The organism is Campylobacter sp. CFSAN093238 (genome assembly GCF_012898015.1).
GTDB classification, from domain to species: Bacteria; Campylobacterota; Campylobacteria; order Campylobacterales; family Campylobacteraceae; genus Campylobacter_D; species Campylobacter_D jejuni.
Genome location: NZ_CP040611.1, coordinates 421,462 through 447,877 on the forward strand (window position 1 = coordinate 421,462; position 26,416 = coordinate 447,877).

The 26,416-nt window shown below is 33.8% G+C and carries 23 protein-coding genes, 2 tRNA genes, 3 rRNA genes and 1 pseudogene; 23 read left to right on the forward strand and 6 right to left on the reverse strand.

Annotated elements, in window-relative coordinates; genetic code table 11:
- Positions 1-4: 4 nt before the first annotated feature.
- Together FBF21_RS02265 and FBF21_RS02270 are read right to left on the reverse strand one after the other, a co-directional pair.
- Entirely contained in the window at positions 5-961 is a 957-nt protein-coding gene (locus FBF21_RS02265; protein WP_002859494.1) for a membrane protein, read from the reverse strand.
- A gap of 60 nt (positions 962-1,021) precedes the next feature.
- A complete protein-coding gene (locus FBF21_RS02270) occupies positions 1,022-1,231 on the reverse strand; it encodes a transcriptional regulator (RefSeq protein WP_002778401.1) in 210 nt (69 codons plus the stop codon).
- Between the two features lie 166 nt (positions 1,232-1,397).
- On the opposite strand from FBF21_RS02270, the pseudogene FBF21_RS02280 reads away from it, so the two are divergent.
- The 6 genes and pseudogenes from FBF21_RS02280 to FBF21_RS02305 all read left to right on the forward strand — a co-directional run bounded on the left by FBF21_RS02280 (position 1,398) and on the right by FBF21_RS02305 (position 5,140).
- Positions 1,398-1,818 (forward strand): annotated as a pseudogene (locus tag FBF21_RS02280) (hypothetical protein).
- 42 nt (positions 1,819-1,860) lie between these two features.
- The gene (locus FBF21_RS02285) at positions 1,861-2,121 is read left to right on the forward strand and encodes a hypothetical protein (RefSeq protein WP_002867938.1); all 261 of its coding nucleotides are present in this window, start codon (positions 1,861-1,863) and stop codon (positions 2,119-2,121) included.
- Positions 2,121-2,654: a hypothetical protein gene (locus tag FBF21_RS02290; RefSeq protein WP_002860259.1), complete on the forward strand. Its 534-nt coding sequence runs from the start codon at positions 2,121-2,123 to the stop codon at positions 2,652-2,654. Before FBF21_RS02285 ends, FBF21_RS02290 begins: the two co-directional genes overlap by 1 nt.
- Before the next feature lie 123 nt (positions 2,655-2,777).
- The gene (locus tag FBF21_RS02295) at positions 2,778-4,355 is read left to right on the forward strand and encodes an ABC-F family ATP-binding cassette domain-containing protein (RefSeq protein WP_002796878.1); all 1,578 of its coding nucleotides are present in this window, start codon (positions 2,778-2,780) and stop codon (positions 4,353-4,355) included.
- Entirely contained in the window at positions 4,345-4,680 is a 336-nt protein-coding gene (locus FBF21_RS02300; protein ID WP_002859498.1) for a hypothetical protein, read from the forward strand. The genes FBF21_RS02295 and FBF21_RS02300 overlap by 11 nt, the downstream gene beginning before the upstream one ends.
- Positions 4,681-4,756: 76 nt before the next feature.
- A complete protein-coding gene (locus FBF21_RS02305) occupies positions 4,757-5,140 on the forward strand; it encodes a hypothetical protein (RefSeq protein WP_002870315.1) in 384 nt (127 codons plus the stop codon).
- Between the two features lie 43 nt (positions 5,141-5,183).
- On the opposite strand, the gene FBF21_RS02310 is transcribed toward FBF21_RS02305, so the two are convergent.
- Positions 5,184-5,768, reverse strand: a complete 585-nt coding sequence (locus FBF21_RS02310; protein WP_002860257.1) for a YigZ family protein — start codon at positions 5,766-5,768, stop codon at positions 5,184-5,186.
- Between the two features lie 126 nt (positions 5,769-5,894).
- Here FBF21_RS02310 and FBF21_RS02315 point away from each other — a divergent pair, with 126 nt between their 5' ends.
- The 7 genes from FBF21_RS02315 to rrf all read left to right on the forward strand — a co-directional run bounded on the left by FBF21_RS02315 (position 5,895) and on the right by rrf (position 13,902).
- The gene (locus FBF21_RS02315) at positions 5,895-7,121 is read left to right on the forward strand and encodes a membrane protein (protein ID WP_002870314.1); all 1,227 of its coding nucleotides are present in this window, start codon (positions 5,895-5,897) and stop codon (positions 7,119-7,121) included.
- Positions 7,114-7,851, forward strand: coding sequence for a hypothetical protein (locus tag FBF21_RS02320; protein WP_002870313.1), 738 nt, complete (start codon positions 7,114-7,116; stop codon positions 7,849-7,851). The genes FBF21_RS02315 and FBF21_RS02320 overlap by 8 nt, the downstream gene beginning before the upstream one ends.
- 482 nt (positions 7,852-8,333) lie before the next feature.
- Positions 8,334-9,846 (forward strand): 16S ribosomal RNA (locus FBF21_RS02325).
- Positions 9,847-9,948: 102 nt separating this feature from the next.
- A tRNA-Ala gene (locus FBF21_RS02330) sits at positions 9,949-10,024 on the forward strand.
- A gap of 8 nt (positions 10,025-10,032) precedes the next feature.
- Positions 10,033-10,109 (forward strand) — tRNA-Ile (locus FBF21_RS02335).
- A 534-nt stretch (positions 10,110-10,643) separates the two neighbouring features.
- Positions 10,644-13,550 (forward strand): 23S ribosomal RNA (locus tag FBF21_RS02340).
- A 235-nt stretch (positions 13,551-13,785) separates the two neighbouring features.
- A 5S ribosomal RNA gene (rrf, locus tag FBF21_RS02345) occupies positions 13,786-13,902 on the forward strand.
- Together the 16S, 23S and 5S rRNA genes with 2 tRNA genes alongside form the textbook arrangement of a ribosomal RNA operon.
- A 195-nt stretch (positions 13,903-14,097) precedes the next feature.
- Here the strand turns inward: rrf and murD are convergent.
- Positions 14,098-15,306, reverse strand: coding sequence for a UDP-N-acetylmuramoyl-L-alanine--D-glutamate ligase (gene murD / locus FBF21_RS02350; RefSeq protein ID WP_002859877.1), 1,209 nt, complete (start codon positions 15,304-15,306; stop codon positions 14,098-14,100).
- Entirely contained in the window at positions 15,306-16,367 is a 1,062-nt protein-coding gene (mraY, locus tag FBF21_RS02355; RefSeq protein WP_002870136.1) for a phospho-N-acetylmuramoyl-pentapeptide-transferase, read from the reverse strand. The genes murD and mraY overlap by 1 nt, the downstream gene beginning before the upstream one ends.
- 79 nt (positions 16,368-16,446) lie before the next feature.
- Between mraY and gpmI the strand changes: the two genes are divergently transcribed.
- The 7 genes from gpmI (at position 16,447) to sdhE (ending at position 23,152) form a co-directional block, all read left to right on the forward strand.
- Positions 16,447-17,925: a 2,3-bisphosphoglycerate-independent phosphoglycerate mutase gene (gene gpmI / locus FBF21_RS02360; RefSeq protein ID WP_002875788.1), complete on the forward strand. Its 1,479-nt coding sequence runs from the start codon at positions 16,447-16,449 to the stop codon at positions 17,923-17,925.
- A complete protein-coding gene (locus tag FBF21_RS09430) occupies positions 17,909-18,007 on the forward strand; it encodes a hypothetical protein (RefSeq protein ID WP_002869268.1) in 99 nt (32 codons plus the stop codon). The genes gpmI and FBF21_RS09430 overlap by 17 nt, the downstream gene beginning before the upstream one ends.
- Positions 17,997-18,740 carry a 3-oxoacyl-ACP reductase FabG gene (fabG, locus tag FBF21_RS02365; RefSeq protein ID WP_002870134.1) on the forward strand — a complete coding sequence of 248 codons (744 nt, stop codon included), beginning with the start codon at positions 17,997-17,999 and terminating at the stop codon, positions 18,738-18,740. The genes FBF21_RS09430 and fabG overlap by 11 nt, the downstream gene beginning before the upstream one ends.
- A 6-nt stretch (positions 18,741-18,746) precedes the next feature.
- Entirely contained in the window at positions 18,747-19,157 is a 411-nt protein-coding gene (locus tag FBF21_RS02370) for a pyridoxamine 5'-phosphate oxidase family protein (RefSeq protein WP_072223319.1), read from the forward strand.
- Between the two features lie 336 nt (positions 19,158-19,493).
- The gene (gene sdhA / locus FBF21_RS02375; RefSeq protein ID WP_002870132.1) at positions 19,494-21,329 is read left to right on the forward strand and encodes an 8-methylmenaquinol:fumarate reductase flavoprotein subunit; all 1,836 of its coding nucleotides are present in this window, start codon (positions 19,494-19,496) and stop codon (positions 21,327-21,329) included.
- A complete protein-coding gene (gene sdhB, locus FBF21_RS02380; protein ID WP_002870131.1) occupies positions 21,326-22,291 on the forward strand; it encodes an 8-methylmenaquinol:fumarate reductase iron-sulfur subunit in 966 nt (321 codons plus the stop codon). The genes sdhA and sdhB overlap by 4 nt, the downstream gene beginning before the upstream one ends.
- Before the next feature lie 3 nt (positions 22,292-22,294).
- Positions 22,295-23,152 carry an 8-methylmenaquinol:fumarate reductase membrane anchor subunit gene (sdhE, locus tag FBF21_RS02385; RefSeq protein ID WP_002870130.1) on the forward strand — a complete coding sequence of 286 codons (858 nt, stop codon included), beginning with the start codon at positions 22,295-22,297 and terminating at the stop codon, positions 23,150-23,152.
- Positions 23,153-23,175: 23 nt separating this feature from the next.
- Here the strand turns inward: sdhE and tenA are convergent, their stop codons facing one another.
- On the reverse strand, positions 23,176-23,844 hold the full coding sequence (tenA, locus tag FBF21_RS02390; protein ID WP_079263671.1) for a thiaminase II: 669 nt from the start codon (positions 23,842-23,844) through the stop codon (positions 23,176-23,178).
- A gap of 109 nt (positions 23,845-23,953) precedes the next feature.
- Here tenA and acpP point away from each other — a divergent pair, with 109 nt between their 5' ends.
- From acpP to accA, 3 genes are read left to right on the forward strand one after another with little or no spacing between them, the layout of a single operon-like run.
- Positions 23,954-24,187: an acyl carrier protein gene (gene acpP / locus FBF21_RS02395; RefSeq protein ID WP_002854831.1), complete on the forward strand. Its 234-nt coding sequence runs from the start codon at positions 23,954-23,956 to the stop codon at positions 24,185-24,187.
- A gap of 26 nt (positions 24,188-24,213) precedes the next feature.
- Positions 24,214-25,428 carry a beta-ketoacyl-ACP synthase II gene (locus FBF21_RS02400; protein WP_002869519.1) on the forward strand — a complete coding sequence of 405 codons (1,215 nt, stop codon included), beginning with the start codon at positions 24,214-24,216 and terminating at the stop codon, positions 25,426-25,428.
- 1 nt (position 25,429) lies between these two features.
- Positions 25,430-26,368 (forward strand): acetyl-CoA carboxylase carboxyl transferase subunit alpha, encoded by a 939-nt coding sequence (accA, locus tag FBF21_RS02405; protein WP_002869520.1) that lies wholly within the window; start codon positions 25,430-25,432, stop codon positions 26,366-26,368.
- The last annotated feature ends 48 nt before the right edge of the window (positions 26,369-26,416 follow it).

The following is a 26,416-nucleotide window of genomic DNA, read 5'->3' on the forward strand; positions in this document are numbered from 1 at the left end:
TTTTTTAGTCTAAGAGTCTTGCTCTTAGACTTTGTAAATTTTTATCCAAATTTTCTTCACTTTCTTGCCAAATCAATTTAAAATCCGGTTTAAAATTTTCATTTTCTAAATTAAATTCCGTGTTTTTCAAGGTGGATTCTAAAAAAGCAAGATGATTTAAAGCTTGATTTTTATCATTAAAAATTAAAATAAAATCATTTTCTACGATAAAAATTTTTGCTCTAAAGCGTTTTAAAATTTTTGCAATTTGTTTTAAAATGAGTTTGGTATAGCTTTCTTTGGTATCTTTTAGTTCATTAAAATGAAGCAAGGCAATGATATAGTTGTTTTTTCCTTTTGTAAAGCGTGTAAGGCTTTTTTCATTGGGTAGCTTTGTTAAGGTGTCAAAAAAAGCTAACCTATAAGCGTGATTTAAAAGATAAAAACAAAAAACCAAACTTGCAAATTCAAAATATCTTATTCCTGTTCCTTCTTGGAATAAAAACTGAAAATATGCAGCAAAAAATGCGATAAGAAGATAATATTCTTTAGTTTTAAAAGTTTTGATAAAAATGAGTATTAAGCCGACTAAAAAAAATAAAAATCCTAATTCACTCACAGGTTTAAAAAAATTTAATGTAATAAAATGGAATTCTAAACCAGCGCTATTGAAAGTAGTATTTCTAGGTAAAATGATGCTTAAAACGCCTATGAAAATAAGGGTTGTAATTGAGGCGATATTTTTTTTATTTAAAATTAAAACATGATGTTTTCCAAGGCAAAATAGAGTAAAAATCATAGGTAAAAACAAAGCCACAAATAAATTAGCTTGAAAAAAACTTGTATAAAAATAAGGCAGCTTAGCTCCTAGTAATACTAAAGTCAAAAAGAAAATTTTTGAATTTTTAAAGTAAAAGGATAGCACAAGAGCTGAAATTTCAAAAATAAAACTCAATGATATTAAAAAATCTAATAAAAACATTTCAAATCCTTGATTTTAATAAAAGTGATAATTGTATAGAAAAAAGCTTAAAAGCGGGTTTTATTTAAATTTAGCAATTTCATCTTGTATGGTTTGTTCTATATGAAGCAATTCTTCATGAGTTTTTTTGCTATTTTCTAAAAGTTCATCAAATTTAAAGCCAAGCATAACAATACGATATAAATTGGGTTTATATTTTCTCCAATTATATAAAGTGCTAACATCAATGTCTAGTTCATATGCCATATCACGCTTGCTCTTTTTTGTCATTTTTTACCTTAAAAATTTAGCCTTTAAAAAATTTTACATTAAAATTTCTTTATTAAAAACACTTGAAATATTCAATCTTTTATATAAAATATATTTAATATTTCAATATTAATTAAGTTATAGTATGGAATAATTCGAGATATTTTTTAATTTTCAAGGAGAAGTTATGGATTTTAATTCAGTTCTTTCTAATATTGGCGATAAGTTACCAAGAGATGGTTTAGCGGCAATTACGCTAAAAGAAAAATTTGAACGCTTAAGCGAAGAAAGAAAAAAAAGATGTGTTAAATCAACTTCCTATGCTTAAACTAAAAAGCCCTACTTTGGTGTTTTGGGTAGGAACTTTTTTATTTGGCCCTTTTGGAGTAGGGCGTTTTATGATAGGTGATATGGTTTTAGGTTTTGTGCGTTTAGCATTTGTGATTATTCCAATAATTTTTAATATTGTTGCAAGTAAATCTTTGCAGAACATAGCATATATATTAGTGATAGTCAATTGGACTATTTGGTGGATTGTAGATATGTTTTTAGTAGGTAAAAAACTTCGCAAACAAAATTATGAAAAAATTGCAAATATCATACAGTGATGATTATTTTATTTTAAAACCAATGAAAGAATGGAGATGAAAATGAGTGAAAAATATACACCTTTTGAAGTAGAGCCTACCTTACTTTATGAGAAAGATACCTATCAAATTGTTGCAGGAAAAGCATACACAAATAAAGATGAACAATTTTGCATAGGCTTAAAATCAAATGGTTTTCCAATAAATTCTTATCTTATATTTCCTCCACAGCTTAGCTCGGATTTACTAAAAAGTCTTTTGGGGCAAGATGGTGCTAAAAATGATGAAATCATAGAATTTATTAAAATAATAATGGAGAAATAATGAAAAATATTTTATTAAGTTTGATGTTTGTTTTTTTATTTACAGGATGTTTTAACAATAAGCCAAAATGCGATGATGAAGATGTTAAGCTTACACTAAAAAGTATTTTGGATAATGATGAATGGGTTTATGTTGAATACGGTTTAAATGAACAATCCTTAAGGGCGTTAAGGATAAATTCTAATGGTATGGATATAAGGGATTTAGAGGCTGCATTATCTACAGATACGCTTGGGGTTTTAAGGGCGCATTTTAAACCTTTGCTTGATTTGAAAGATTATGCCAATGAAGTGGTTTATACTTCTTTTGAAAGTTTTATAACCAAAGATAGCAAGGATAAAAAAACTAGTTTTTGTATGGGTCAGTTAAAATTTACTTATCCACAAATGCCTAATGAAATGCGAGAAAAATATTCAAGAGGTACTTTAAAAGGAGTTTTATTTGATGGAGGGGAATACGAAACTCAAATTTCTTATAGTGCTAGATTTAGTGATGATAAAAAGCAAGTTTTTGTAGAACTTTTAGATTATTAATTTATTTTGACAATGAAATTTTATTTTCATTGTCTATATAAAATTTATACTTAATTAATTTCAAGTCTTTTTTTTGATACAATTTCTTAAAAATTTTTATAAGTAAAAAATTTAAGGAAAATCATGGTTGAAGTAAAAAATCTTACTATGCGTTTTGCAAATCAGCTTTTATTTGAAAATGTTAATTTAAAACTTGTTCGAGGACAAAGATACGGACTTATCGGTGCTAATGGTGCGGGAAAATCGACTTTTTTGAAAATTCTTTCAGGAGAAATTGAGTCGAGTAGTGGTGAAATAGTATTTGATGAAGGTTTAAAAATCGCAGTTTTAGGACAGGATCAATTTGCTTTTGAAAACTACACCATCAAAGATGCAGTGATGTGTGCAAATAAGCGTTTATATGAGGCCTTAAAAGAAAAAGAAAAGCTTTATATGAGCGAGGAATTTACAGATGAGATCAATGAGCGTTTAGGTGAGCTTGAGATAATAACGGCTGAAGAAGATCCAAATTATGATTGTGAAACGCGTTGTGAAAAAATTTTAAGTTCTTTAAAGATTAAAGATTTTGATGCTTTGATGAGCACCTTGCAAAGTGCGGATAAATTTAAAGTCTTACTAGCTCAAGTTTTGTTTTTGGGTGCGGATGTGCTTTTTTTAGATGAGCCTACAAATAACCTTGATTTAGAGGCGATTTTTTGGCTTGAAAATGAGCTTTTAAGACATGAAGGAACTTTGGTTGTTATCTCTCATGATAGACATTTTTTAAATAAAATTTGCACAAGGATTTTAGATGTGGATTTTAAACAAATTCGTGATTTTGCGGGAAATTACGATGATTGGTATATGGCTTCAACGCTTTTGGCAAAACAAGCTGAGCTTAAACGTGATAAAACCTTAAAAGAAAGAGAAGAATTAGAAAATTTCATTCGCCGTTTTAGCGCAAATGCTTCTAAGGCAAAACAAGCCACAAGCCGTGCTAAGGCACTTGAAAAACTAGAGCTTGAAGAGATTAAAATTTCAAGCCGTAGAGATCCTAGCATAGTTTTTAGAACCAATCGTGAAATAGGTAATGAAGTTTTAGAATTTAAAGGTATAGGCAAGGCTTATGATAAACAATTGTTTTCAAATTTGGAGCTAAAAATAGAAAAAAATGATAAAATCGCTTTGATCGGGGCAAATGGTGTGGGCAAAAGTACTTTGGCAAAAATCATCGCCAATGCTATAAATCCAGATAGTGGATCTATACATCTTGGGGCAACTATAGAGCTTGGATATTTTCCTCAAGATGCAAGTAATTTAATTTGTGAAAATTTGAAACTTTATGAATGGCTGATGAGTGAAAAATTTAAAGATCTAGATGAAATCCGCAAGTGTTTAGGTAGAATGCTTTTTAGTGGCAGCGATCAAGAAAAAATGGCAGCAAGTTTAAGTGGGGGTGAAAAACATCGTTTAATGCTTTCTCGTTTAATGCTAGAGCGTCCGAATTTCTTGCTTTTAGACGAACCTGATAACCATTTAGATCTTGAAAGTATTATTGCATTAGGTGAAGCTTTGTATAATTTCAAAGGTGTAGTGCTTTGTATCAGCCACGATAGGGAGTTAGTTTCTGCTTTTGCTAATAGAATTTGGCATTTAGAAAATGGTAAGCTTACAGATTTTCGTGGAACTTATCAAGAATTTTTAGGAGAAAATGATGGCTAAATTTAGAATTCAATACAGCGCAGGTTTTGGGCACTATACGCAAAATCACAAGGGTTTTGGGCCTACGATTTATATAGAAGAAGTCGTAGAGTTTGATAATGGCAAGGATTATTTTGATTATATAGATTTTTATAAAACTTATTCAAAGAGCGATGATACTTATTTTCATATCAGTTTTTTAGAAGATAGACCTCTAAGCGATAAAGAAATCACGATTCGCAATGAATACCGCAAAATGCGTGATGAAAACTGTAAAAAAGCCAAGGAAGAATTTATAGCCAATAATGAGCTTGATGTGGAGCATTTGCCTACTCATCATGATTGAAAAACATTAATTTTTACATAAAAAAAGGAATACTTTTTGCTTGTATAGTTTTTGCATATTTTGAAAGGAGAAAGCTATGCAGGTAAATTATAGAACGATCAGCTCGTATGAATACGATGCTATTAGTGGTCAGTATAAACAGGTGGATAAACAGGTTGAAGATTATTCTTCATCTGGAAATTCTGATTTTATGGATATATTAAATAAGGCGAATGAGAAGTCAAGCGGAGATGCTTTAAATTCTAGCAATAGTTTTCAAAGCAATGCGCAAAACTCAAATTCAAATTTAAGTAATTATGCTCAAATGTCAAATGTTTACGCTTATCGTTTTAGACAAAATGAAGGCGAGTTGTCTATGAGAGCTCAAAGTGCTAGCGTTCACAATGATCTTGCGCAACAAGGTGCAAATGAACAAAGTAAGAATAATACTTTGTTAAATGATTTATTGAACGCAATTTAATCAAAAGCTCCATTTTGGAGCTTTTGTATTTACTTGCAAGAATTTATAATTTCTCTATTTCAAAAGGTGCAAAATTTTTACAAAAAATTTCAAATTCTTGCTCCTCTTTTTCATTTAATTTGATATGTAATATAGCTTTGCAATCCTTAAAATCTTTTGTGAAATTAAAAGAATAAGTTTTTAAAAAATGTTCAAAACGATTTAAATTTTTTAAATCAATAGCAATGGTTATATTTTTTTTCAATTCAAATGAAAGCAAAGAAGAATTATTGATCACGGCATTTGCCGCATCACTATAGGCTCTTACAAGTCCCCCTGTACCAAGTTTTATACCGCCAAAATATCTTACAGTGATTAAAGCCGCATTGATAAGATCATAGCCCCTTAGAACATTTAAAGTTGGCATTCCAGAAGTTCCTTTAGGCTCTCCATCATCACTTTTATCTTCTGCAATTTGATTAAAATCATTTAAAACACGATAAGCATAGACAAAATGAACGGCTTTTGGATGTTCTTTTTTTAGTGTTTCTATTAAAAATTTAAAATCTTTAAAAGGGCAAAGAAAAGATAAGAAAGTAGATTTTTTAATATCGATTTGTGTTTGAAAAATTTGATCAATAGTTTGCATTTTTGCCTTTTTTGTTTAAAATTATACTTATAAAAACTAAAATCAATTTGATGTTAATTTTTAAGATATTTGATATTTGTATGATTTGCATTGATATTTTAAGTTTAATTTTGTAAAATTTTCATTATGGAAAAAATCAAAAATTATAAACTTATCATCATTTTACTTAGTCTTGATTTGTTGGCTTTGCTTTATGGAATTTCAACACTGAGTATTAGTGCTGATGAAGCTGATATTTATTTTGGTGAGCAGGGTAAATCACTTATTTTTTCCCATAGTTTGCTTTATTATATATCTCATTTTGGAACTTTTATTTTTGGGCAAAATGATTTTGGTTTAAGGCTTCCTTTTTTATTTTTTCATTTTTTAAGTTGTTTGCTTTTGTATTTGCTAGCTTTAAAATATACTAAAACTAAAATTGATGCTTTTTTTTCTTTATTGTTATTTGTTTTATTGCCGGGTACTGTTGCAAGTGCTTTACTGGTTAATGCCGCATCTTTGGTGATTTTTTTAACCCTTGCTATATTATGTGCTTACGAATATGAAAAAAAATGGCTTTTTTATATATTATTGATTATAGTATTATTTGTTGATAAATCTTTTAATATTTTATTTTTAACTTTTTTCTTTTTTGGGATTTATAAAAGAAATGCTATTTTATTTACCTTATCTCTTGTTTTGTTTGGAGCAAGTATCAGTTTTTATGGTTTTGATACAGGTGGTCGTCCAAGAGGTTATTTTTTAGATACTTTAGGAATTTTTGCTGCATGTTTTTCTCCTTTGGTTTTTGTGTATTTTTTTTATACTATTTATCGTTTGACTTTTCAGAAATATAAAAATTTATTATGGTTTTTAATGAGCGTAACATTTGTATTTTGTTTGTTGCTTTCTTTAAGACAAAAACTTTTTTTAGATGATTTTTTGCCTTTTTGTGTTATTTGCACTCCTTTGCTTATAAAAACTTTAATGCAAAGTTATAGGGTGAGATTACCAGTTTTTCGATTAAGGTATAAAATCTTTATAGAATGTTCTATAATTTTTTTGATATTTTGTTACTTTTTAATCGTCGCTAATCAATTATTGTATTATTTTATAAACAATCCAAATCGTCATTTTGCCAATAATTATCATTTTGCTAAAGAATTGGCGCTAGCATTAAAAAAACAAGATGTTTTAGAGCTTGCAACAGCCCCAAGTTTGCAAAAAAGATTGCGATTTTATGGAATAAAAAATAGCAATAAGTTTTATTTAAAAGCTTTAAAACAAGCCGATAAGTATGATATGGACAAAAAAATTGTTAAAGTAAAACTTGGAAAATATGAAAAAGTATATCAGATTTTAAACTATGATTAAAGCTTTCAGTTTGTTAGAATTTGTGTTTATAATTCTTATTTTAGGTATAGTTTTTAATTTAGGCAGTCTTTACTTAAAAAAAGACAATTTACTAGAAGGCGCAATACAAATTCTTAATGATATCCAATATACCCAAAGTTTAGCCATGATGCAAGAAGGTATAAGAGTTGATGAGTTGGCTATCGCAAAAAGAGAGTGGTTTAAAAGTAGGTGGCAGATTTATTTTATAAAATCAGCTGCCACAGGTTATGATCAAACATATACTATTTTCTTGGATAAAAATGGCGATGGAAATGCTAATTTAGGTAAAACTGAAATCAATATAGATAGAGAAATTGCTGTTGATGTAATCAATCATAACAAATTAATGAATTCAGGTCAAAGTGGAGTTATTAGTAAAGATGATGAAAAAACTACACAAAGATTTAATCTTACAAAAAGATTCGGAATAGAAAAGGTTGAATTCAAAGGATCTTGTTCAGGATTTACTAGATTAGTATTTGATGAAATGGGCAGAGTATATTCTCCGTTAAAAAATGCCAATTATACCTATGAAAAAACTTTAGCAAAGAATAATTCAGATTGCATTATACGTTTGTTATCAAAAAAGCATGCTCTTTGTATCGTTATAGATACGCTTAGTGGTTATGCTTATATTCCAGATTTTAAAACACTTAAAAGTCAATTTGTTAATATAAAAAATAAAAATTACGAGTGCTCTAAAATATAACCCCCCCCCCATTTTTAAACCCACCAAATACTTATATAAATACTTACACAAATATTTATACTATTTAATCCTTTGTTTAATACACTTTTAAGTTTAATTGGTTATACTTTCATTTCCTTTTTTTGAAAAAAGGACTTAAAATCTTTTAAATTATAAAGTTTCACTAGCTTAGTAGATTTTATAAATTAACTCTTTTGGTTTTTGTCTTATAAACTAAAAGCTTTTTTATAAATCTTGTTTTTTAATTTAAAAACTTTTCTTTTAAAAATGATTTTTTGTTTTGTTCTTTTAACTTAGTATTGTTATTCAAATCTTATTAGTCAATCTTTGAAATCTAAATAAGTGATCGATTGAGCCAGAAAGATTTAGGCATAAGTAATTATGTAAAATCTATTCAATCTAATAATTAAAAAGATTAAAAGTTTTTCTTTTAATCTTTCATAACTTTTTCTTTGAAGAAAAAGATTAAACTATCTATAATTTTTATGGAGAGTTTGATCCTGGCTCAGAGTGAACGCTGGCGGCGTGCCTAATACATGCAAGTCGAACGATGAAGCTTCTAGCTTGCTAGAAGTGGATTAGTGGCGCACGGGTGAGTAAGGTATAGTTAATCTGCCCTACACAAGAGGACAACAGTTGGAAACGACTGCTAATACTCTATACTCCTGCTTAACACAAGTTGAGTAGGGAAAGTTTTTCGGTGTAGGATGAGACTATATAGTATCAGCTAGTTGGTAAGGTAATGGCTTACCAAGGCTATGACGCTTAACTGGTCTGAGAGGATGATCAGTCACACTGGAACTGAGACACGGTCCAGACTCCTACGGGAGGCAGCAGTAGGGAATATTGCGCAATGGGGGAAACCCTGACGCAGCAACGCCGCGTGGAGGATGACACTTTTCGGAGCGTAAACTCCTTTTCTTAGGGAAGAATTCTGACGGTACCTAAGGAATAAGCACCGGCTAACTCCGTGCCAGCAGCCGCGGTAATACGGAGGGTGCAAGCGTTACTCGGAATCACTGGGCGTAAAGGGCGCGTAGGCGGATTATCAAGTCTCTTGTGAAATCTAATGGCTTAACCATTAAACTGCTTGGGAAACTGATAGTCTAGAGTGAGGGAGAGGCAGATGGAATTGGTGGTGTAGGGGTAAAATCCGTAGATATCACCAAGAATACCCATTGCGAAGGCGATCTGCTGGAACTCAACTGACGCTAAGGCGCGAAAGCGTGGGGAGCAAACAGGATTAGATACCCTGGTAGTCCACGCCCTAAACGATGTACACTAGTTGTTGGGGTGCTAGTCATCTCAGTAATGCAGCTAACGCATTAAGTGTACCGCCTGGGGAGTACGGTCGCAAGATTAAAACTCAAAGGAATAGACGGGGACCCGCACAAGCGGTGGAGCATGTGGTTTAATTCGAAGATACGCGAAGAACCTTACCTGGGCTTGATATCCTAAGAACCTTTTAGAGATAAGAGGGTGCTAGCTTGCTAGAACTTAGAGACAGGTGCTGCACGGCTGTCGTCAGCTCGTGTCGTGAGATGTTGGGTTAAGTCCCGCAACGAGCGCAACCCACGTATTTAGTTGCTAACGGTTCGGCCGAGCACTCTAAATAGACTGCCTTCGTAAGGAGGAGGAAGGTGTGGACGACGTCAAGTCATCATGGCCCTTATGCCCAGGGCGACACACGTGCTACAATGGCATATACAATGAGACGCAATACCGCGAGGTGGAGCAAATCTATAAAATATGTCCCAGTTCGGATTGTTCTCTGCAACTCGAGAGCATGAAGCCGGAATCGCTAGTAATCGTAGATCAGCCATGCTACGGTGAATACGTTCCCGGGTCTTGTACTCACCGCCCGTCACACCATGGGAGTTGATTTCACTCGAAGCCGGAATACTAAACTAGTTACCGTCCACAGTGGAATCAGCGACTGGGGTGAAGTCGTAACAAGGTAACCGTAGGAGAACCTGCGGTTGGATCACCTCCTTTCTAGAGTACAAAGTAATAAGTCTCACAACTATTACTTCAATATATAAACTCAATTGATTCTTGTTTAGATTTCAAAGATTGATGATAAAGCTAATTGTTTATGGGGAATTAGCTCAGCTGGGAGAGCGCCTGCTTTGCACGCAGGAGGTCAGCGGTTCGATCCCGCTATTCTCCACCATTTATTAAGGGCCTATAGCTCAGCTGGTTAGAGTGCACCCCTGATAAGGGTGAGGTCACAAGTTCAAGTCTTGTTAGGCCCACCATAAAAAAGATTTGAATAAAGAAGCTTTAAAATCTAAAGCAAGTATATAAAATAGATTAAATATAAAATATAAACTCTATACTTAGATTTATTTTTATCTTTAACTATAAAAGAATATACTTTAATAGATATAAGTAGCATATACATTATGCATTTATATTTATAATGATTATGTTAATATATATACTTCCTTTAGGTTTTAAACCTAAATGTTCTTTTTAATTATCATTGTTAAGAGTCACAAGCAAGTTTTAATAAAAACAATTTTACAGGACTTGTTAAAGGATAAAACCTATTTATCTTTTCTTTAGTTTAACTTAACTTTTAGCTGTCTTCTCTTCTATGAATAAAGAGAATATTAGATTTAAGGATTATAAATTAAAGACAAGTTTCAAACTCACTGCTTAGTTGAGACTAAATCATTTAGTTTTATATTAAGTGTTTGAATGCTTTCCGTCTTAAGATAAAGAAGTCTTATCATAAAAACTTTAACAAGGAAGTGATGCGTTTTAGAATCAATAATAAAAGGTAAAAAAGGTAAGCTACTAAGAGCGAATGGTGGATGCCTTGACTGGTAAAGGCGATGAAGGACGTACTAGACTGCGATAAGCTACGGGGAGCTGTCAAGAAGCTTTGATCCGTAGATTTCCGAATGGGGCAACCCAATGTATAGAGATATACATTACCTATATAGGAGCGAACGAGGGGAATTGAAACATCTTAGTACCCTCAGGAAAAGAAATCAATAGAGATTGCGTCAGTAGCGGCGAGCGAAAGCGCAAGAGGGCAAACCCAGTGCTTGCACTGGGGGTTGTAGGACTGCAATGTGCAAGAGGTAAGTTTAGCAGAACATTCTGGAAAGTATAACCATAGAGGGTGATAGTCCCGTATGCGAAAAACAAACCTTAGCTAGCAGTATCCTGAGTAGGGCGGGACACGAGGAATCCTGTCTGAATCCGGGTCGACCACGATCCAACCCTAAATACTAATACCAGATCGATAGTGCACAAGTACCGTGAGGGAAAGGTGAAAAGAACTGAGGTGATCAGAGTGAAATAGAACCTGAAACCATTTGCTTACAATCATTCAGAGCCCTATGTAGCAATACAGGGTGATGGACTGCCTTTTGCATAATGAGCCTGCGAGTTGTGGTGTCTGGCAAGGTTAAGCAAACGCGAAGCCGTAGCGAAAGCGAGTCTGAATAGGGCGCTTAGTCAGATGCTGCAGACCCGAAACGAAGTGATCTATCCATGAGCAAGTTGAAGCTAGTGTAAGAACTAGTGGAGGACTGAACCCATAGGCGTTGAAAAGCCCCGGGATGACTTGTGGATAGGGGTGAAAGGCCAATCAAACTTCGTGATAGCTGGTTCTCTCCGAAATATATTTAGGTATAGCGTTGTGTCGTAATATAAGGGGGTAGAGCACTGAATGGGCTAGGGCATACACCAATGTACCAAACCCTATCAAACTCCGAATACCTTATATGTAATCACAGCAGTCAGGCGGCGAGTGATAAAATCCGTCGTCAAGAGGGAAACAACCCAGACTACCAGCTAAGGTCCCTAAATCTTACTTAAGTGGAAAACGATGTGAAGTTACTTAAACAACCAGGAGGTTGGCTTAGAAGCAGCCATCCTTTAAAGAAAGCGTAATAGCTCACTGGTCTAGTGATTTTGCGCGGAAAATATAACGGGGCTAAAGTAAGTACCGAAGCTGTAGACTTAGTTTACTAAGTGGTAGGAGAGCGTTCTATTTGCGTCGAAGGTATACCGGTAAGGAGTGCTGGAGCGAATAGAAGTGAGCATGCAGGCATGAGTAGCGATAATTAATGTGAGAATCATTAACGCCGTAAACCCAAGGTTTCCTACGCGATGCTCGTCATCGTAGGGTTAGTCGGGTCCTAAGTCGAGTCCGAAAGGGGTAGACGATGGCAAATTGGTTAATATTCCAATACCAACATTAGTGTGCGATGGAAGGACGCTTAGGGCTAAGGGGGCTAGCGGATGGAAGTGCTAGTCTAAGGTCGTAGGAGGTTGTACAGGCAAATCCGTATAACAATACTCCGAGAACTGAAAGGCTTTTTGAAGTCTTCGGATGGATAGAAGAACCCCTGATGCCGTCGAGCCAAGAAAAGTTTCTAAGTTTAGCTAATGTTGCCCGTACCGTAAACCGACACAGGTGGGTGGGATGAGTATTCTAAGGCGCGTGGAAGAACTCTCTTTAAGGAACTCTGCAAAATAGCACCGTATCTTCGGTATAAGGTGTGGTTAGCTTTGTATTAGGATTTACTCCGAAAGCAAGGAAACTTACAACAAAGAGTCCCTCCCGACTGTTTACCAAAAACACAGCACTCTGCTAACTCGTAAGAGGATGTATAGGGTGTGACGCCTGCCCGGTGCTCGAAGGTTAATTGATGGGGTTAGCATTAGCGAAGCTCTTGATCGAAGCCCGAGTAAACGGCGGCCGTAACTATAACGGTCCTAAGGTAGCGAAATTCCTTGTCGGTTAAATACCGACCTGCATGAATGGCGTAACGAGATGGGAGCTGTCTCAAAGAGGGATCCAGTGAAATTGTAGTGGAGGTGAAAATTCCTCCTACCCGCGGCAAGACGGAAAGACCCCGTGGACCTTTACTACAGCTTGACACTGCTACTTGGATAAGAATGTGCAGGATAGGTGGGAGGCTTTGAGTATATGACGCCAGTTGTATATGAGCCATTGTTGAGATACCACTCTTTCTTATTTGGGTAGCTAACCAGCTTGAGTTATCCTCAAGTGGGACAATGTCTGGTGGGTAGTTTGACTGGGGCGGTCGCCTCCCAAATAATAACGGAGGCTTACAAAGGTTGGCTCAGAACGGTTGGAAATCGTTCGTAGAGTATAAAGGTATAAGCCAGCTTAACTGCAAGACATACAAGTCAAGCAGAGACGAAAGTCGGTCTTAGTGATCCGGTGGTTCTGTGTGGAAGGGCCATCGCTCAAAGGATAAAAGGTACCCCGGGGATAACAGGCTGATCTCCCCCAAGAGCTCACATCGACGGGGAGGTTTGGCACCTCGATGTCGGCTCATCGCATCCTGGGGCTGGAGCAGGTCCCAAGGGTATGGCTGTTCGCCATTTAAAGCGGTACGCGAGCTGGGTTCAGAACGTCGTGAGACAGTTCGGTCCCTATCTGCCGTGGGCGTAAGAAGATTGAAGAGATTTGACCCTATTACGAGAGGACCGGGTTGAACAAACCACTGGTGTAGCTGTTGTTCTGCCAAGAGCATCGCAGCGTAGCTAAGTTTGGAAAGGATAAACGCTGAAAGCATCTAAGCGTGAAGCCAACTCTAAGATGAATCTTCTCTAAGCTCTCTAGAAGACTACTAGTTTGATAGGCTGGGTGTGTAATGGATGAAAGTCCTTTAGCTGACCAGTACTAATAGAGCGTTTGGCTTATCTTTAATAAAGCATCACTTCCTTGTTAAGGTTTTTAAGAAGACTTTGAATATAGATAATATTTAGAGTTTAATAGAAATCTTTCAAGTAAAGTTTGTATTAGAACTTGCTCTTAACATTGTTTTTTAAGTATTTTATATAAAAACTTATCAAAGATAAAAGATAAGAAAAGAAGAAAGAGAATAAAAGATTAAGTTTTATTCTTAAATTCAATCTTTCAAAGAATATTTAAATAACAATGTCCGTGATTATACAGATGTGGAAACGCCTTGCTCCATCCCGAACCAAGAAGCTAAGCACATCGTGGGTGATGATACTACGCCTTACTGGCAGGGGGAAAGTAGCTCATTGCGGACTTGTTAAATGTCTTCATTACTTACTTTATATATAAATCCTATGTTTATTTTTATTGTTGTTTTAGATGATACTTAGAATCGTGTTTAAAAAAGAGTTTGCTGCTGGTTAGGGTTTTTAGAGAGAATAGGGTGTTTTTAGGGGTTTGAAAATACTAGAAGGATAAAATTTAAAATTTTCTATGAAAAGTAAAATAAATTAAATTTTATTCACACATTCTTTAAAGACTTTTCCACGCTCTGCGTAAGAGTTGAACTGATCTAAACTTGCACAAGCGGGACTTAAAAGAGCTACTTCATTGACTCTTAAGTGATTTGAAATTTCATTTACAGCTTTAGATAAAACTTCACATTTATAGGCTTTCAAATTCGCTTTTTTTGCATAATCAAGCATTTTTTCGGTACTAATACCTATAGCATAGAGTTCTATATCAAATCCTTTCATAAAATCAAATAAATTGCTAAGATCTACACCCTTATCATCTCCCCCTATGATAAGATGGATTTTTTTATCTTTATAGCGACTAAGCGCAGCCATTACTGCACTTTCATTTGTGGCTTTAGTGTCATTTACCCAAAGCCTATTTTGACTGTCTTTAATCTCTTCGAGTTTATTTTTTTCCATTACAAAGCTATTTAAAGGCTCATAGCTTAAAGTATCAAGTAGAATTTTTTCTATAGCTAAAGCCATGATAGCATCGAGTAAAAAAGGACTTTTAAAGGAAATTTTTTCCGTATCAATGCCAAATTTAACAGCTAGATCTTTTTCATCTTCATAGCTTATTTTATGAGCTTTTGTTGGAGTATTTGCATAAATTTTAGGCAGTATTGTTACATCACATTCATTCATTCTTTTTAAAACGCTTAGCTTATCTTGAACATAATTATCAAAACTTCCATGCCAAGAAAGATGATCAGGACTGATGGGTAAAAGTGCATAAATTTCAGGTTTAGCTTTATGAGTGTAGTGTAGGGTAAAAGATGAAGTTTCAAGTATCCAAAGTTTTTCATAAGGATTAAGCTCTGCTAAAGGAGTTCCAACATTTCCACCCATAACAGCACCAATATGTGATAATAAATGTGTAGCCATTTGAGTAGTGGTTGTTTTTCCATTAGTTCCACTTATCCAAACAGATTTTGGCATGACATCGTAAAAAAAGTCATATTCACTTTGTAAATTTTTTGCTTCTTGAATGAGTTTGTGCTTTGGTGGAAAACCTGGACTAGGAATTTCAATGTCGCTTAAATTATCATCAAAATCATTAGGATTTAAAAGTAAATTTCCTAGTGTATCTTTTTTTGTTTCTGTAAAATGATCATCATAAATATCAAAAGGTCCAAATTTATCTACTAAATTTTCAGCAATAGCACGTGTGGTTTTTCCGTATCCAAAAAGTGAAATTTTCATTATCTTAGCTTTATTGATGCAAGTGCAAGCAAATTTGAAAGTAAGGCTATCATCCAAAAACGCACTATAATTTTATTTTCCATCCAGCCAACTTTTTCAAAATGATGATGAATAGGCGCCATTTTAAATACTCTTTTATTAAAAATTTTAAAACTTCCAACTTGTAAAATTACAGAAACAGTTTCAAGAACAAAAACAAAACCTATGAGTAAAAGTAAAATTTCATTTTTGCTAATAACGGCTAAAAATCCTATAAAGCCACCTAAAGCTAAACTTCCACTATCTCCCATAAAAACTTGTGCAGGATAACAGTTGTACCATAAAAATCCCATTAAAGCACCAATTAGCGCTGCACAAATAATCACTACTTCACCAAGTCCTTGAATTTTTGGCAAAAGTAGATATTCACTATAATTTAAATTTCCACTCAAATATAAGAATATCCCTAAAGTAGATAAAGAAAAAATGCTTGGAACTGTAGCTAAGCCATCAAGTCCATCGGTTAAATTTACAGCATTAGAGCTAGAAATTAAAACCAAAATCCAAAAAGCAATGGCAAAAATTTCCATATCAAAAAGAGGGTGTTTATAAAAAGGTATAAAAAGTTCCGTGCTAAGCTCTGAACTAAAATATAAAGGTAAGATGCAGATAAGTCCAGCGATGATTTGTGCTAAAAGCTTCATTCTTGGACTAAGTCCTGAATGATTATCTTTTTTTAGAACTTTGCCTAAATCATCTATGAGTCCTATCAAACAAAAAAGTATCAAACAAAGTAAAGCACTTATAGCAAAAATATTATCAAATTTGATACAAAATAAACTTGCGATTACTGCAGAACTGATGAAAATAAGCCCACCCATGGTTGGAGTATGGCATTTGGTTTTATGAGTTTCTGGGGCGTATTCGTAAATAGGTTGACTAGCATTTTTAGCTTTTGCCCAAGTAATAAATTTAGGCATTAAAAATAAAGACAAACATAAAGCGATAAAAAATGCAAATCCTGCACGCACACTAATATAAGTAAAAAAAGCATAATGACTTAAATCTGAAAGATAATACAAAACCTAGCCTTCTTTTTGGTTTTTAAAAGTTTAATTTTAGTAAAATCTAACCAAAAAAATTCTTATAAAAGAGAGAAAAATGAAGCAAAAATGCGTTTTAATTATTACAGATGGAATAGGGTATAATAAGAATAGTAAGTTTAATGCTTTTGAAGCAGCTAAAAAACCAAGTTATGAAAAGCTTTTTAAGGAAGTCCCAAATTCTTTACTAAAAACGAGTGGTTTAGCTGTAGGTTTGCCAGAAGGGCAGATGGGAAATAGTGAAGTAGGGCATATGTGTATAGGAGGTGGGCGTATTATTTATCAAAATTTAGTGCGTATTAATAAAGCCATTGAAAACAAAGAACTTGAAAAAAATGAGAATTTGCAAAAACTTTTAGCAAAATGTAAAAGAGTGCATATTATAGGGCTTTATAGTGATGGCGGGGTGCATTCTATGGATACGCATTTTAAAGCCATGCTTGAAATTTGTGCGAAAAATGGCAATGAAGTTTTTGCTCACGCAATCACTGATGGGCGTGATGCAAGTCCAAAAAGTGGCTTAAATTTCATAAAAGATTTAAAAGAATTTTGTGAAAACTTAGGCGTGCATTTTGCTACGCTTTGTGGGCGTTTTTATGCTATGGATAGAGATAAGCGTTGGGATAGGGTAAAAGAGTATTATGAGTGCTTGTTAGGTAAGGCTTATAAAGTGCCAAATTTATTAGAATACCTACAAAAATCTTACGATGAAAATGTTACTGATGAGTTTATTAAAGCAGCTCAAAATGAGAATTACAAGGGCATGAGAGAAGAAGATGGCATTATCTTTATCAATTTTAGAAATGATAGAATGAAACAACTTATTGAAGTGTTAAATTCTAAGGATTTTAAAGAGTTTGAACGCGAAAAAATCTTTGAAAATTTACTTACTATGAGTGTTTATGATGATAAATTTAAACTCCCTGTGCTTTTTGAAAAAGAAAAAATTGAAAATACTTTAGCGCAAGTGATTTCTAAAGCAGGGCTTAGTCAGCTTCATACCGCAGAAACCGAAAAATACGCCCATGTAACTTTCTTTTTTAATGGCGGAAAAGAAGAGCTTTTAGAAAATGAAACAAGGGTTTTAATCCCAAGCCCCAAGGTAAAAACTTATGATAAAAAACCCCAAATGAGTGCTTTTGAAGTGTGTGATGCAGTGAAAAAAGGCATAGAAAAGGGTGAGGATTTTATAGTGGTAAATTTTGCAAATGGAGATATGGTTGGACATACAGGTGATTTTAATGCTGCTATAAAGGCTGTCGAAGCGGTGGATACTTGTTTGGGCGAGATTATAGAATGTGCAAAAAAGCATGATTATGCTTTTATCATTACAAGTGATCATGGAAATTGCGAGGCTATGCAAGATGAAAAAGGAAATTTGCTTACCAATCACACCACTTTTGATGTTTTTGTTTTTGTGCAAGCAAAGGGAGTTTCAAAGATTAAAGATAATATGGGGCTTAGCAATATCGCTGCAAGCGTGCTTAAAATTTTAGACTTAGAAATTCCAAAAGAAATGAATGAGGCTTTATTTTAGTTTGTTTGCCTTTTTTATAAGAAATTTGTTAAGATTGCAATTTTTAAAATTAAACTTATTAAGGATAGATAATGAAATTTAGTGGAAAAAATGTTTTAATTACTGGAGCAAGTAAGGGAATAGGTGCTTCTATCGCAAAAACTTTGGCGGGTTTTGGACTTAAAGTTTGGATCAATTATCGTTCAAAACCTGAACTTGCAGATGCTTTAAAAGATGAAATTATTGCAAGTGGTGGCGTTGCTGCTGTGATTAAATTTGATGCAAGCAAAGAAGATGAGTTTGAAAACGGTGTAAAAACTATAGTTGAGAGTGATGGAGAATTAAGTTATCTTGTAAATAATGCAGGCGTTACAAATGATAAACTTGCTTTAAGAATGAAATTAGAGGACTTTAGTGGCGTTGTGGATACGAATTTAAGCTCAGCTTTTTTAGGTTGTAGAGAAGCTTTAAAAACCATGAGTAAAAAACGCTTTGGTGCTGTTGTAAATATCGCTTCTATTGTCGGAGAAATGGGTAATGCTGGACAAGTAAATTATTCTGCTAGTAAAGGTGGAATGATAGCTATGACTAAATCTTTTGCTAAAGAAGGAGCAAGTAGAAATTTACGCTTTAACTGTGTGACTCCAGGTTTCATAAAAAGCGATATGACTGAAGTTTTAAGTGATGAAATCAAACAAACCTATCAAGACAATATCCCTTTAAAACGCTTTGCAGAACCTGAAGAAGTGGCTAATTGTGTAGCGTTTTTACTTAGTGATTATGCCTCTTATGTGACAGGCGATGTGCTTAAGATCAATGGTGGTTTATATATGTAAGGAGAAATGATGGATTTAAAAGAAATAGCACAATTTTTAGATGATAATGCACCAGCATTTTTAGCCACTTTAGGAACTTGTGGAAATCCTAGAGTGCGTCCTATACAAAGTCCATTGCTTGTGGGAGATAAAATTTATTTTTGCACAGCAAATACAAAAGGACTTTTTAAGCATATAAAAAATTATAATGGTATTGAATTTTGTTCTTGTGCAAAAGATGGGACTTTTTTAAGACTTAGAGCTAATGCGGTTTTTGAACCAAATTTAGAAGTTAAAAAAATGATGTTTAAAAAATATCCTTATCTTGTAAATCTTTATGAAACTCCGCAAAATCCAAAATTTGAAGTTTTTTATCTTGATCATTTAAGCGCTAGAATGCAATTTATGAATGGAGAATTTAAGCTTTTTAAGGCTTAATGATTTGATAATTTTATTAACTATATATTAATTAAGATAAATATTATCTTAATTAATATTAACTTTTTGTTATTTTTTAAGGTATAATCATTCCGTTTAATTTGCAAGGAATAGATTATGATATATTGCAAACATTTTTTAATATTTATTTTATTATATTCATCTATCTTCTTTGATTATTTATCTTATGCTTTTTTATATTTACTAAATTATAAATTTGTTTTTAATCCATTTTATATTGAAAGGAGAGTTTGTTTTTGGATTTTTGGCATGCGGTTATGTAAGATTGACTTACATTAAAAATTATTATTAATTTTTTTAAATAAGGAGAATGATATGGGTGAATTTTCTAGAAGAGATTTTATAAAAACAGCCTGTATTAGTGTAGGAGCTTTAGTTGCAAGTTCAAGTGGAGTTTATGCTTTAGATGATTCATCTAAGATGGATAAAGATGCAAATTTACCTTCTTGCGATGTTTTGGTAATTGGATCAGGTGGAGCAGGTTTGCGTGCTGCAGCCGCAGTGAGAAAAGAAAATCCAAAATTAAGCGTTGTAGTAGCTACAAAGATGATGCCATCGCGTAACGCAACTTGTATGGCAGAGGGTGGAATTAATGGAGTTACTGATTTTTCTAATGGAGATTCCTATAAATTACATGCTTATGATACTATTAAAGGCGGAGCTTATTTGGTAGATCAAGACGCGGCTTTAAAATTTTGCGAATTAGCTGGAAAGGCTATTTTTAATATGGATTTTATAGGAACCTTGTTTTCAAGAAATGAGCAAGGTGGAGTAGCTCAGCGTTTAATGGGAGGAGCTTCTAAGAAACGCTGTAACTATTCTGCAGATAAAACAGGTCATATTTTAATGCATTCTTGTTTGGATGATGCTATTAGTAGTGGTGTGAAATTTTTAATGGATCATGAACTTTTGGATATAGGTGTTGTGGATGGAAAATGCGAGGGTGTCGTTTTAAGAGATATACAAAGCGGTGGAATTTATCCTGTGTTATGCAAAGCTTTGGTGATTGCTACAGGGGGATACACAAGGATATTTTATAATAGAACTTCAACTCCTTTTATTGCCACAGGAGATGGTGTGGCAGCTGCTCTTAGAGCAGGACTTGGTTTTGAAGATCCTGAGATGATACAATTTCACCCAACAGGAGTTGCAAATGGTGGAACTCTTATTACAGAAGCGGCGCGCGGTGAAGGGGGATATCTTTTAAATAATCGTGGTGAGCGTTTTATGAAAAATTACCATGAAAAAATGGAGCTTGCACCGCGAGATGTGGTTGCGCGTGCTATAGAAACAGAAATTCGTGAAGGTAGAGGTTATGGCGAGGGACTTGGAGCTTATGTTTTGTGCGATGTACGCCACTTAGGAAAAGAAAAAATTTTAAAAGATTTACCAAAAATTCGTCACACTGCAATGCTTTTTGAAAATATTGATTTAGTAGATACTCCTGTACCTATCCGTCCAACGGCGCATTATTCTATGGGTGGAATTGAAGTGGCTAAATTTGAAGATATGAGTACTAAAATTGCTGGAATTTATGTAGGTGGAGAAGCTTCTTGTATTTCTATACATGGAGCTAATAGACTAGGGGGAAATTCTTTAGCCGATGCAGTTGTAACGGGGCATTTAGCAGGCATTGGTGCGACAAATTATGCCAAAGATGCAAGTTTTGAAAAAGGGGCAAAAACTCATGAACTTGCTCAAAAATGGCAGGCTAGATTTAAAGAAATTACAAATAATGGCGGAAATGGTCAAGAAATGTATGAATTGCGAGAAGAGTTGGGAAGTCAAAATTGGGATAATATGGGGATTTTTAGAACTCAAGAAAAACTCGATCTTCTAGCAAAAAATTTAGAAGATATACAAGCAAGATATGAAAAAATTCGTATTCCAAATCCTAATGAAGTGATGAATACTGCTTTTACAGATTATGTAGAGCTTGGTAATTTGATTTTACTTTCTCGCTGTGCTTGTTTAGCAGCTAGAAATAGACTTGAAAGCCGCGGGGCTCATACTAGAGAAGATTATCCAAAGCGAGATGATAAAAATTTCTTAAAACATAGCATTGTAAATTTAGAAAATGATGAATTAAAACTTAGTTATAAAGATATCGTGGTAACTGAGTTTTCACTTGATGGAAGAAGAGTACAATGAAAATTATCATAGATCGTTTTAATGGCAAGGAAAAATATGAACAAAGTTATGATATTGATGATAAGGATATACAAGGAAAAACTCTGCTCTCTCTTTTGCTTTTTATCAAAAAAACAAAAGATATTACTTTAAATTTTACCGCCTCTTGTCAATCTGCAATTTGTGGGGCTTGTGCAGTTCGTGTGAATGGGCATTCTTATCTTGCTTGTGATACTAAAATGCAAGATTTGTTAAAAGAATATGATAATCCTTCAAGTATACGCATTTCTCCGCTTGGAAATTTTAGAGTAATTTCTGATTTAATTGTGGATTGGGAGCCTTCTATAGAAAATTTAAGAAAAATTCGTCCTGCCATGGTGGCAAAAAATGAATTTTCAGCGGAAAAGGACTGTAAACAAAGTCAAGAAGAATTTGATCGTATTAGCAAGCAATGGGATTGTATTTTATGTGGTAGCTGTGCTTCAGAGTGTAATAAATTAGAAGCAGATAGTAGCGATTATATGCAACCTTTTGTTTTTACTCATGCTTGGCGTGCAGCGGCGGACTCTCGAGGTAAGGATCCTATGTTGCATGTAAAACCCAGCGTAATGAATGGACTTTGGCTTTGTGTTCATTGTCAAGAGTGCGCTGATCGTTGTCCAAAGGGTATAAGTTCAGTAAGTGATATAGCAAATTTAAGAGTGATGGCGATTAAAAAAGGTTTAAATGAAGGCTTAGGGTCTGATCATGCTGAAGCTTTTTATAAAGATTTAGTTGAAGGTTCAGGACGCTTGAATGAAATTTATCTTGCTTTGCGTTCTGAGGGTGTTATAGGTTCTATGGGTAAAACAGATATAGCTTTTAAACTTATGCGTGCAGGAAAAATGAATCCTATGCATGTTTTTGGCGAGGATGAAATAGAATGGCATAAAGATTTGGTTAAAATGATAAAGGCGGCACAAGAAGCTGCTGTTAAGGAGTAAAATATGCAAAAAGAATACGCTTTTTTTCCAGGTTGTGTTTTATCTCAAGCTGCAAAAGAATCTAAAATTTCACTTGAAGCTATTGCACCTATTTTGGGTTGGAAGTTGAATGAAATTAAGGGGTGGAGTTGTTGTGGGGCTTCTCAAGCGCAGTGTGTTGATCCTATTGCGACTTTGGTAGCTAATGCAAGAAATATTGCTTTAGCAGAAGAGATGAAAATGCCAATGCTTACAACTTGTAGTACTTGTATGCTAACTTTAGCTAAAGCAAAAAATACTCTTGATAAGGGTGCAAAAGAACGCATCAATACTTTTTTAGCAAAAGGTGGAATGAAATATCAAGGTTCAACGCCTATTACAAGTCTTTTGTGGGAGCTTTATGAGGATTTGGATAATTTAAAAAGCAAGGTGAAAAAGCCGCTTTCAAATTTAAAAGTAGCTTTATTTTATGGTTGCCATAGTTTAAGACCTGAAGATACTTTCGGTAAAAAAGAAAGTTCAACCAATCCAAAAAGTTTTGAAAGTGTAGTAGAAGTTTTAGGGGCTAAAATAGTTCCTTTTGAAAAACGCCTTGATTGTTGTGGTTTTCATGCTTCTTATCCTGCAGAAAAATCTGTGAAAAAAATGTCTAGTCAAATTGTCAATAATGCAAGTGAAAATCAAGCTGATTGTGTTGTAACACCTTGTCCACTTTGTCAAATGCAGCTTGATATCTATCAAGAAAGATTTCAAGATTATACTAATTCTAAAGCAAGATTGCCTATTATTCATTTATCACAATTAGTAGGACTTGCATTAGGACTTTCTAAAGAAACGGTTGGTTTAGATTATAATATTATTGATGCAAGTAAAATTGCATAAAAACATGGGCAAAAAGCCCATGTTTAAAGATTTAATTCCATTCTTAAAGAATGCTCCCAAAAAGCCACTTCCAAGCGTGTTACAGTATGAAAAATTTCGCTGAGTTTTTGGAATTTTTGTGCACTAACACTTGAAGTATAAGAATTAACAAAATCTTCAAATTCTTTAGCTTCATTTTGAAAATTTTCACTTCCATAGGTCAAAATCCATTCCTTGTAAGGATGATCTTTTAAATTTTCATTTTTTAAACGATTTATAATTTCAGCACCTATTTTTGCATAGCCTATAGCGCAAGCACTAAGAGCAACTAACATATCTAAAAAATCTCCATTTTCACCTACGCTTAACATATAACGCGAATAGGCTATATTGACTAAACTTTCATCTTTTATATCGAGTTCATCTGCATTAATGCCAAGAGATAAAATTGCACGATGAAGCTCCATTTCTCCTTCAACTATATAATTTTGAAATTTCATAGCAAAACGAAGTTCTTTTGCAGTATTTGAGTTAAGTGCTAACCTTGCGTAGCATTTTGCGTAATTAAGCAAATAAATATAATCTTGCTTGAGATAAAAAAGAAAATTTTCTTGCTTTAGGCTTTTATCTTCTAATTTTTTAACAAAATCATGATGTAGATAAGCATCCCAAATTTTTTGATTTTCTTTGATTAAATTAGAGAAAAGCATCATTTTTCCTTTATGTTTTAATATTTTATTTTCAAGTATAATGAAAAACTATAAATATTTTAAGCTTTTTATAGTAAAATACGCTTTATTTTAATTTTTTGAAGGAGAACAAATGGCAACATTTGATGATGTAAAAGCAGTAGTAGTAGAGCAATTAAGTATTGATGCAGATGCAGTTAAAATGGAATCAAAAATTATTGAAGATTTAGGTGCTGATTCTTTAGATGTTGTAGAGCTTATTATGGCTTTAGAAGAAAAATTTGAAGTAGAAATTCCAGATAGTGATGCTGAAAAATTAATTAAAATTGAAGATGTTGTAAATTATATTGACAATCTAAAAAAATAATTTTTTTTCTTGCAAGGAGCTTATTCTTGAAAAGAGTTGTAGTTACAGGTATTGGTATGATCAATGCCCTTGGTTTAGATAAAGAAAGTTCATTTAAAGCAATTTGCAATGGAGAAAGCGGAGTAAATAAAATTACTCTTTTTGATGCTACGGACTTTCCTGTTCAAATTGCAGCTGAAGTTAAAAATTTTGATCCATTAGAGGTTGTTGATGGCAAAGAAGTAAAAAAAATTGACCGTTTCATACAACTTGGAATTAAAGCAGCAAGAGAAGCAATGCAGGATGCTGGATTTAGTGAAGAATTAGATAAAGAAGAATTTGGCATTGTTTCGGCTTCTGGTATTGGAGGTTTGCCTAACATAGAAAAAAATTCCATTATTTGTTCCGAGCGAGGTCCGCGTAAAATTTCCCCTTTTTTCATACCTTCAGCACTTGTAAATATGTTAGGAGGTTTGATTTCTATAGAGCATGGACTTAAAGGGCCAAATATTTCTTGTGTTACAGCTTGTGCAGCAGGAACTCATGCTATAGGAGAAGCTTATAAAAGTATAGCTTTGGGAAATGCTAAAAAGATGTTAGTCATAGGTGCAGAAGCTGCGATTTGTCCTGTAGGTATAGGTGGTTTTGCTTCAATGAAAGCTTTATCAACTAGAAATGAAGATCCACAGCATGCTTCAAGACCATTTGACAAAGAAAGAGATGGTTTTGTCATGGGAGAAGGTGCTGGAGCTTTAGTTTTTGAGGAATATGAAGAGGCTAAAAAACGCGGTGCTACGATTTATGCTGAATTAATTGGATTTGGAGAAAGTGCAGATGCGCATCATATTACTTCACCAACTTTAGATGGGCCTTTAAGAGCTATGAAAAAAGCTTTAAATATGGCAGGGAATCCAAAGGTAGATTATATCAATGCACATGGAACTTCAACCCCTGTAAATGACAAAAATGAAACAGCAGCAATTAAAGAGCTTTTTGGCAATAATATCCCGCTTATAAGTTCCACCAAAGGACAAACAGGTCATTGCTTGGGTGCTGCAGGTGCAATTGAAGCAGTTGTTAGTGTTATGGCTTTAAGAGATGGGGTAGTTCCACCTACAATCAATCAGCTTGTAAAAGATGATGAATGTGATCTTGATTATATTCCAAATATATCAAGAAAAGTAGATTTAAAAGTGGTGATGAGTAATTCTTTTGGTTTTGGTGGCACAAATGGCTGTGTTGTATTTAAAAAAGTAGATTAATATGGCTTCTTATTTAGATTTTGAAAAAAATATTCAGCAAATTGACGAGGACATTATCAATGCTCAGATTAAAGGAGATACTGAAGCTGTATCGATTTTAAAGAAAAATCTTGAAAAAGAAATTTCTAAAACTTATAAGAATTTAAGTGATTTTCAGCGTTTGCAATTAGCGCGTCATCCAGATCGCCCTTATGCTCTTGACTATATTGAACTTATTTTAAATGACGCTCACGAAATACATGGTGATCGTGCCTTTAGAGATGATCCTGCTATTGTTTGTTTTATGGGTTATTTAGGAGAGAAAAAAATAATTGTAATTGGTGAGCAAAAAGGACGTGGAACAAAAGATAAAATCGCTAGAAATTTTGGGATGCCACATCCTGAAGGATATCGCAAAGCCTTAAGAGTAGCAAGACTTGCAGAGAAATTTCAAATTCCTATTTTATTTTTGATAGATACTCCAGGTGCTTATCCTGGAATAGGTGCTGAAGAAAGAGGACAAAGTGAAGCTATCGCTAGAAATTTATATGAATTAAGTGATTTGAAAATACCGACCATTGCTATAGTTATCGGAGAAGGCGGTAGTGGCGGGGCGTTAGCTATAGGGGTTGCAGATAAACTTGCAATGATGAAAAATTCTGTTTTTTCAGTAATTTCTCCTGAAGGTTGTGCTGCAATACTTTGGAATGATCCTGCAAAAAGTGAAGCTGCAACCAAGGCTATGAAGGTAACGGCTGATGATTTAAAATCTCAAGGTTTAATTGATGATGTTATAGATGAGCCTACAAATGGTGCACATCGCAATAAAGAGGCTGCAGCAGTAGCTATTGCTGATTATGTAAAAAAATCTCTAAATGAACTTGAAAATATTGATGTACGAGAACTTTCTGCAAATCGTATGCAGAAAATTTTAAAGCTTGGAGCCTATCAAGAGGCTTAGGCTTTTACTTCGCTTTTTTAAATAATTTTATTATTTATAATTGTTATC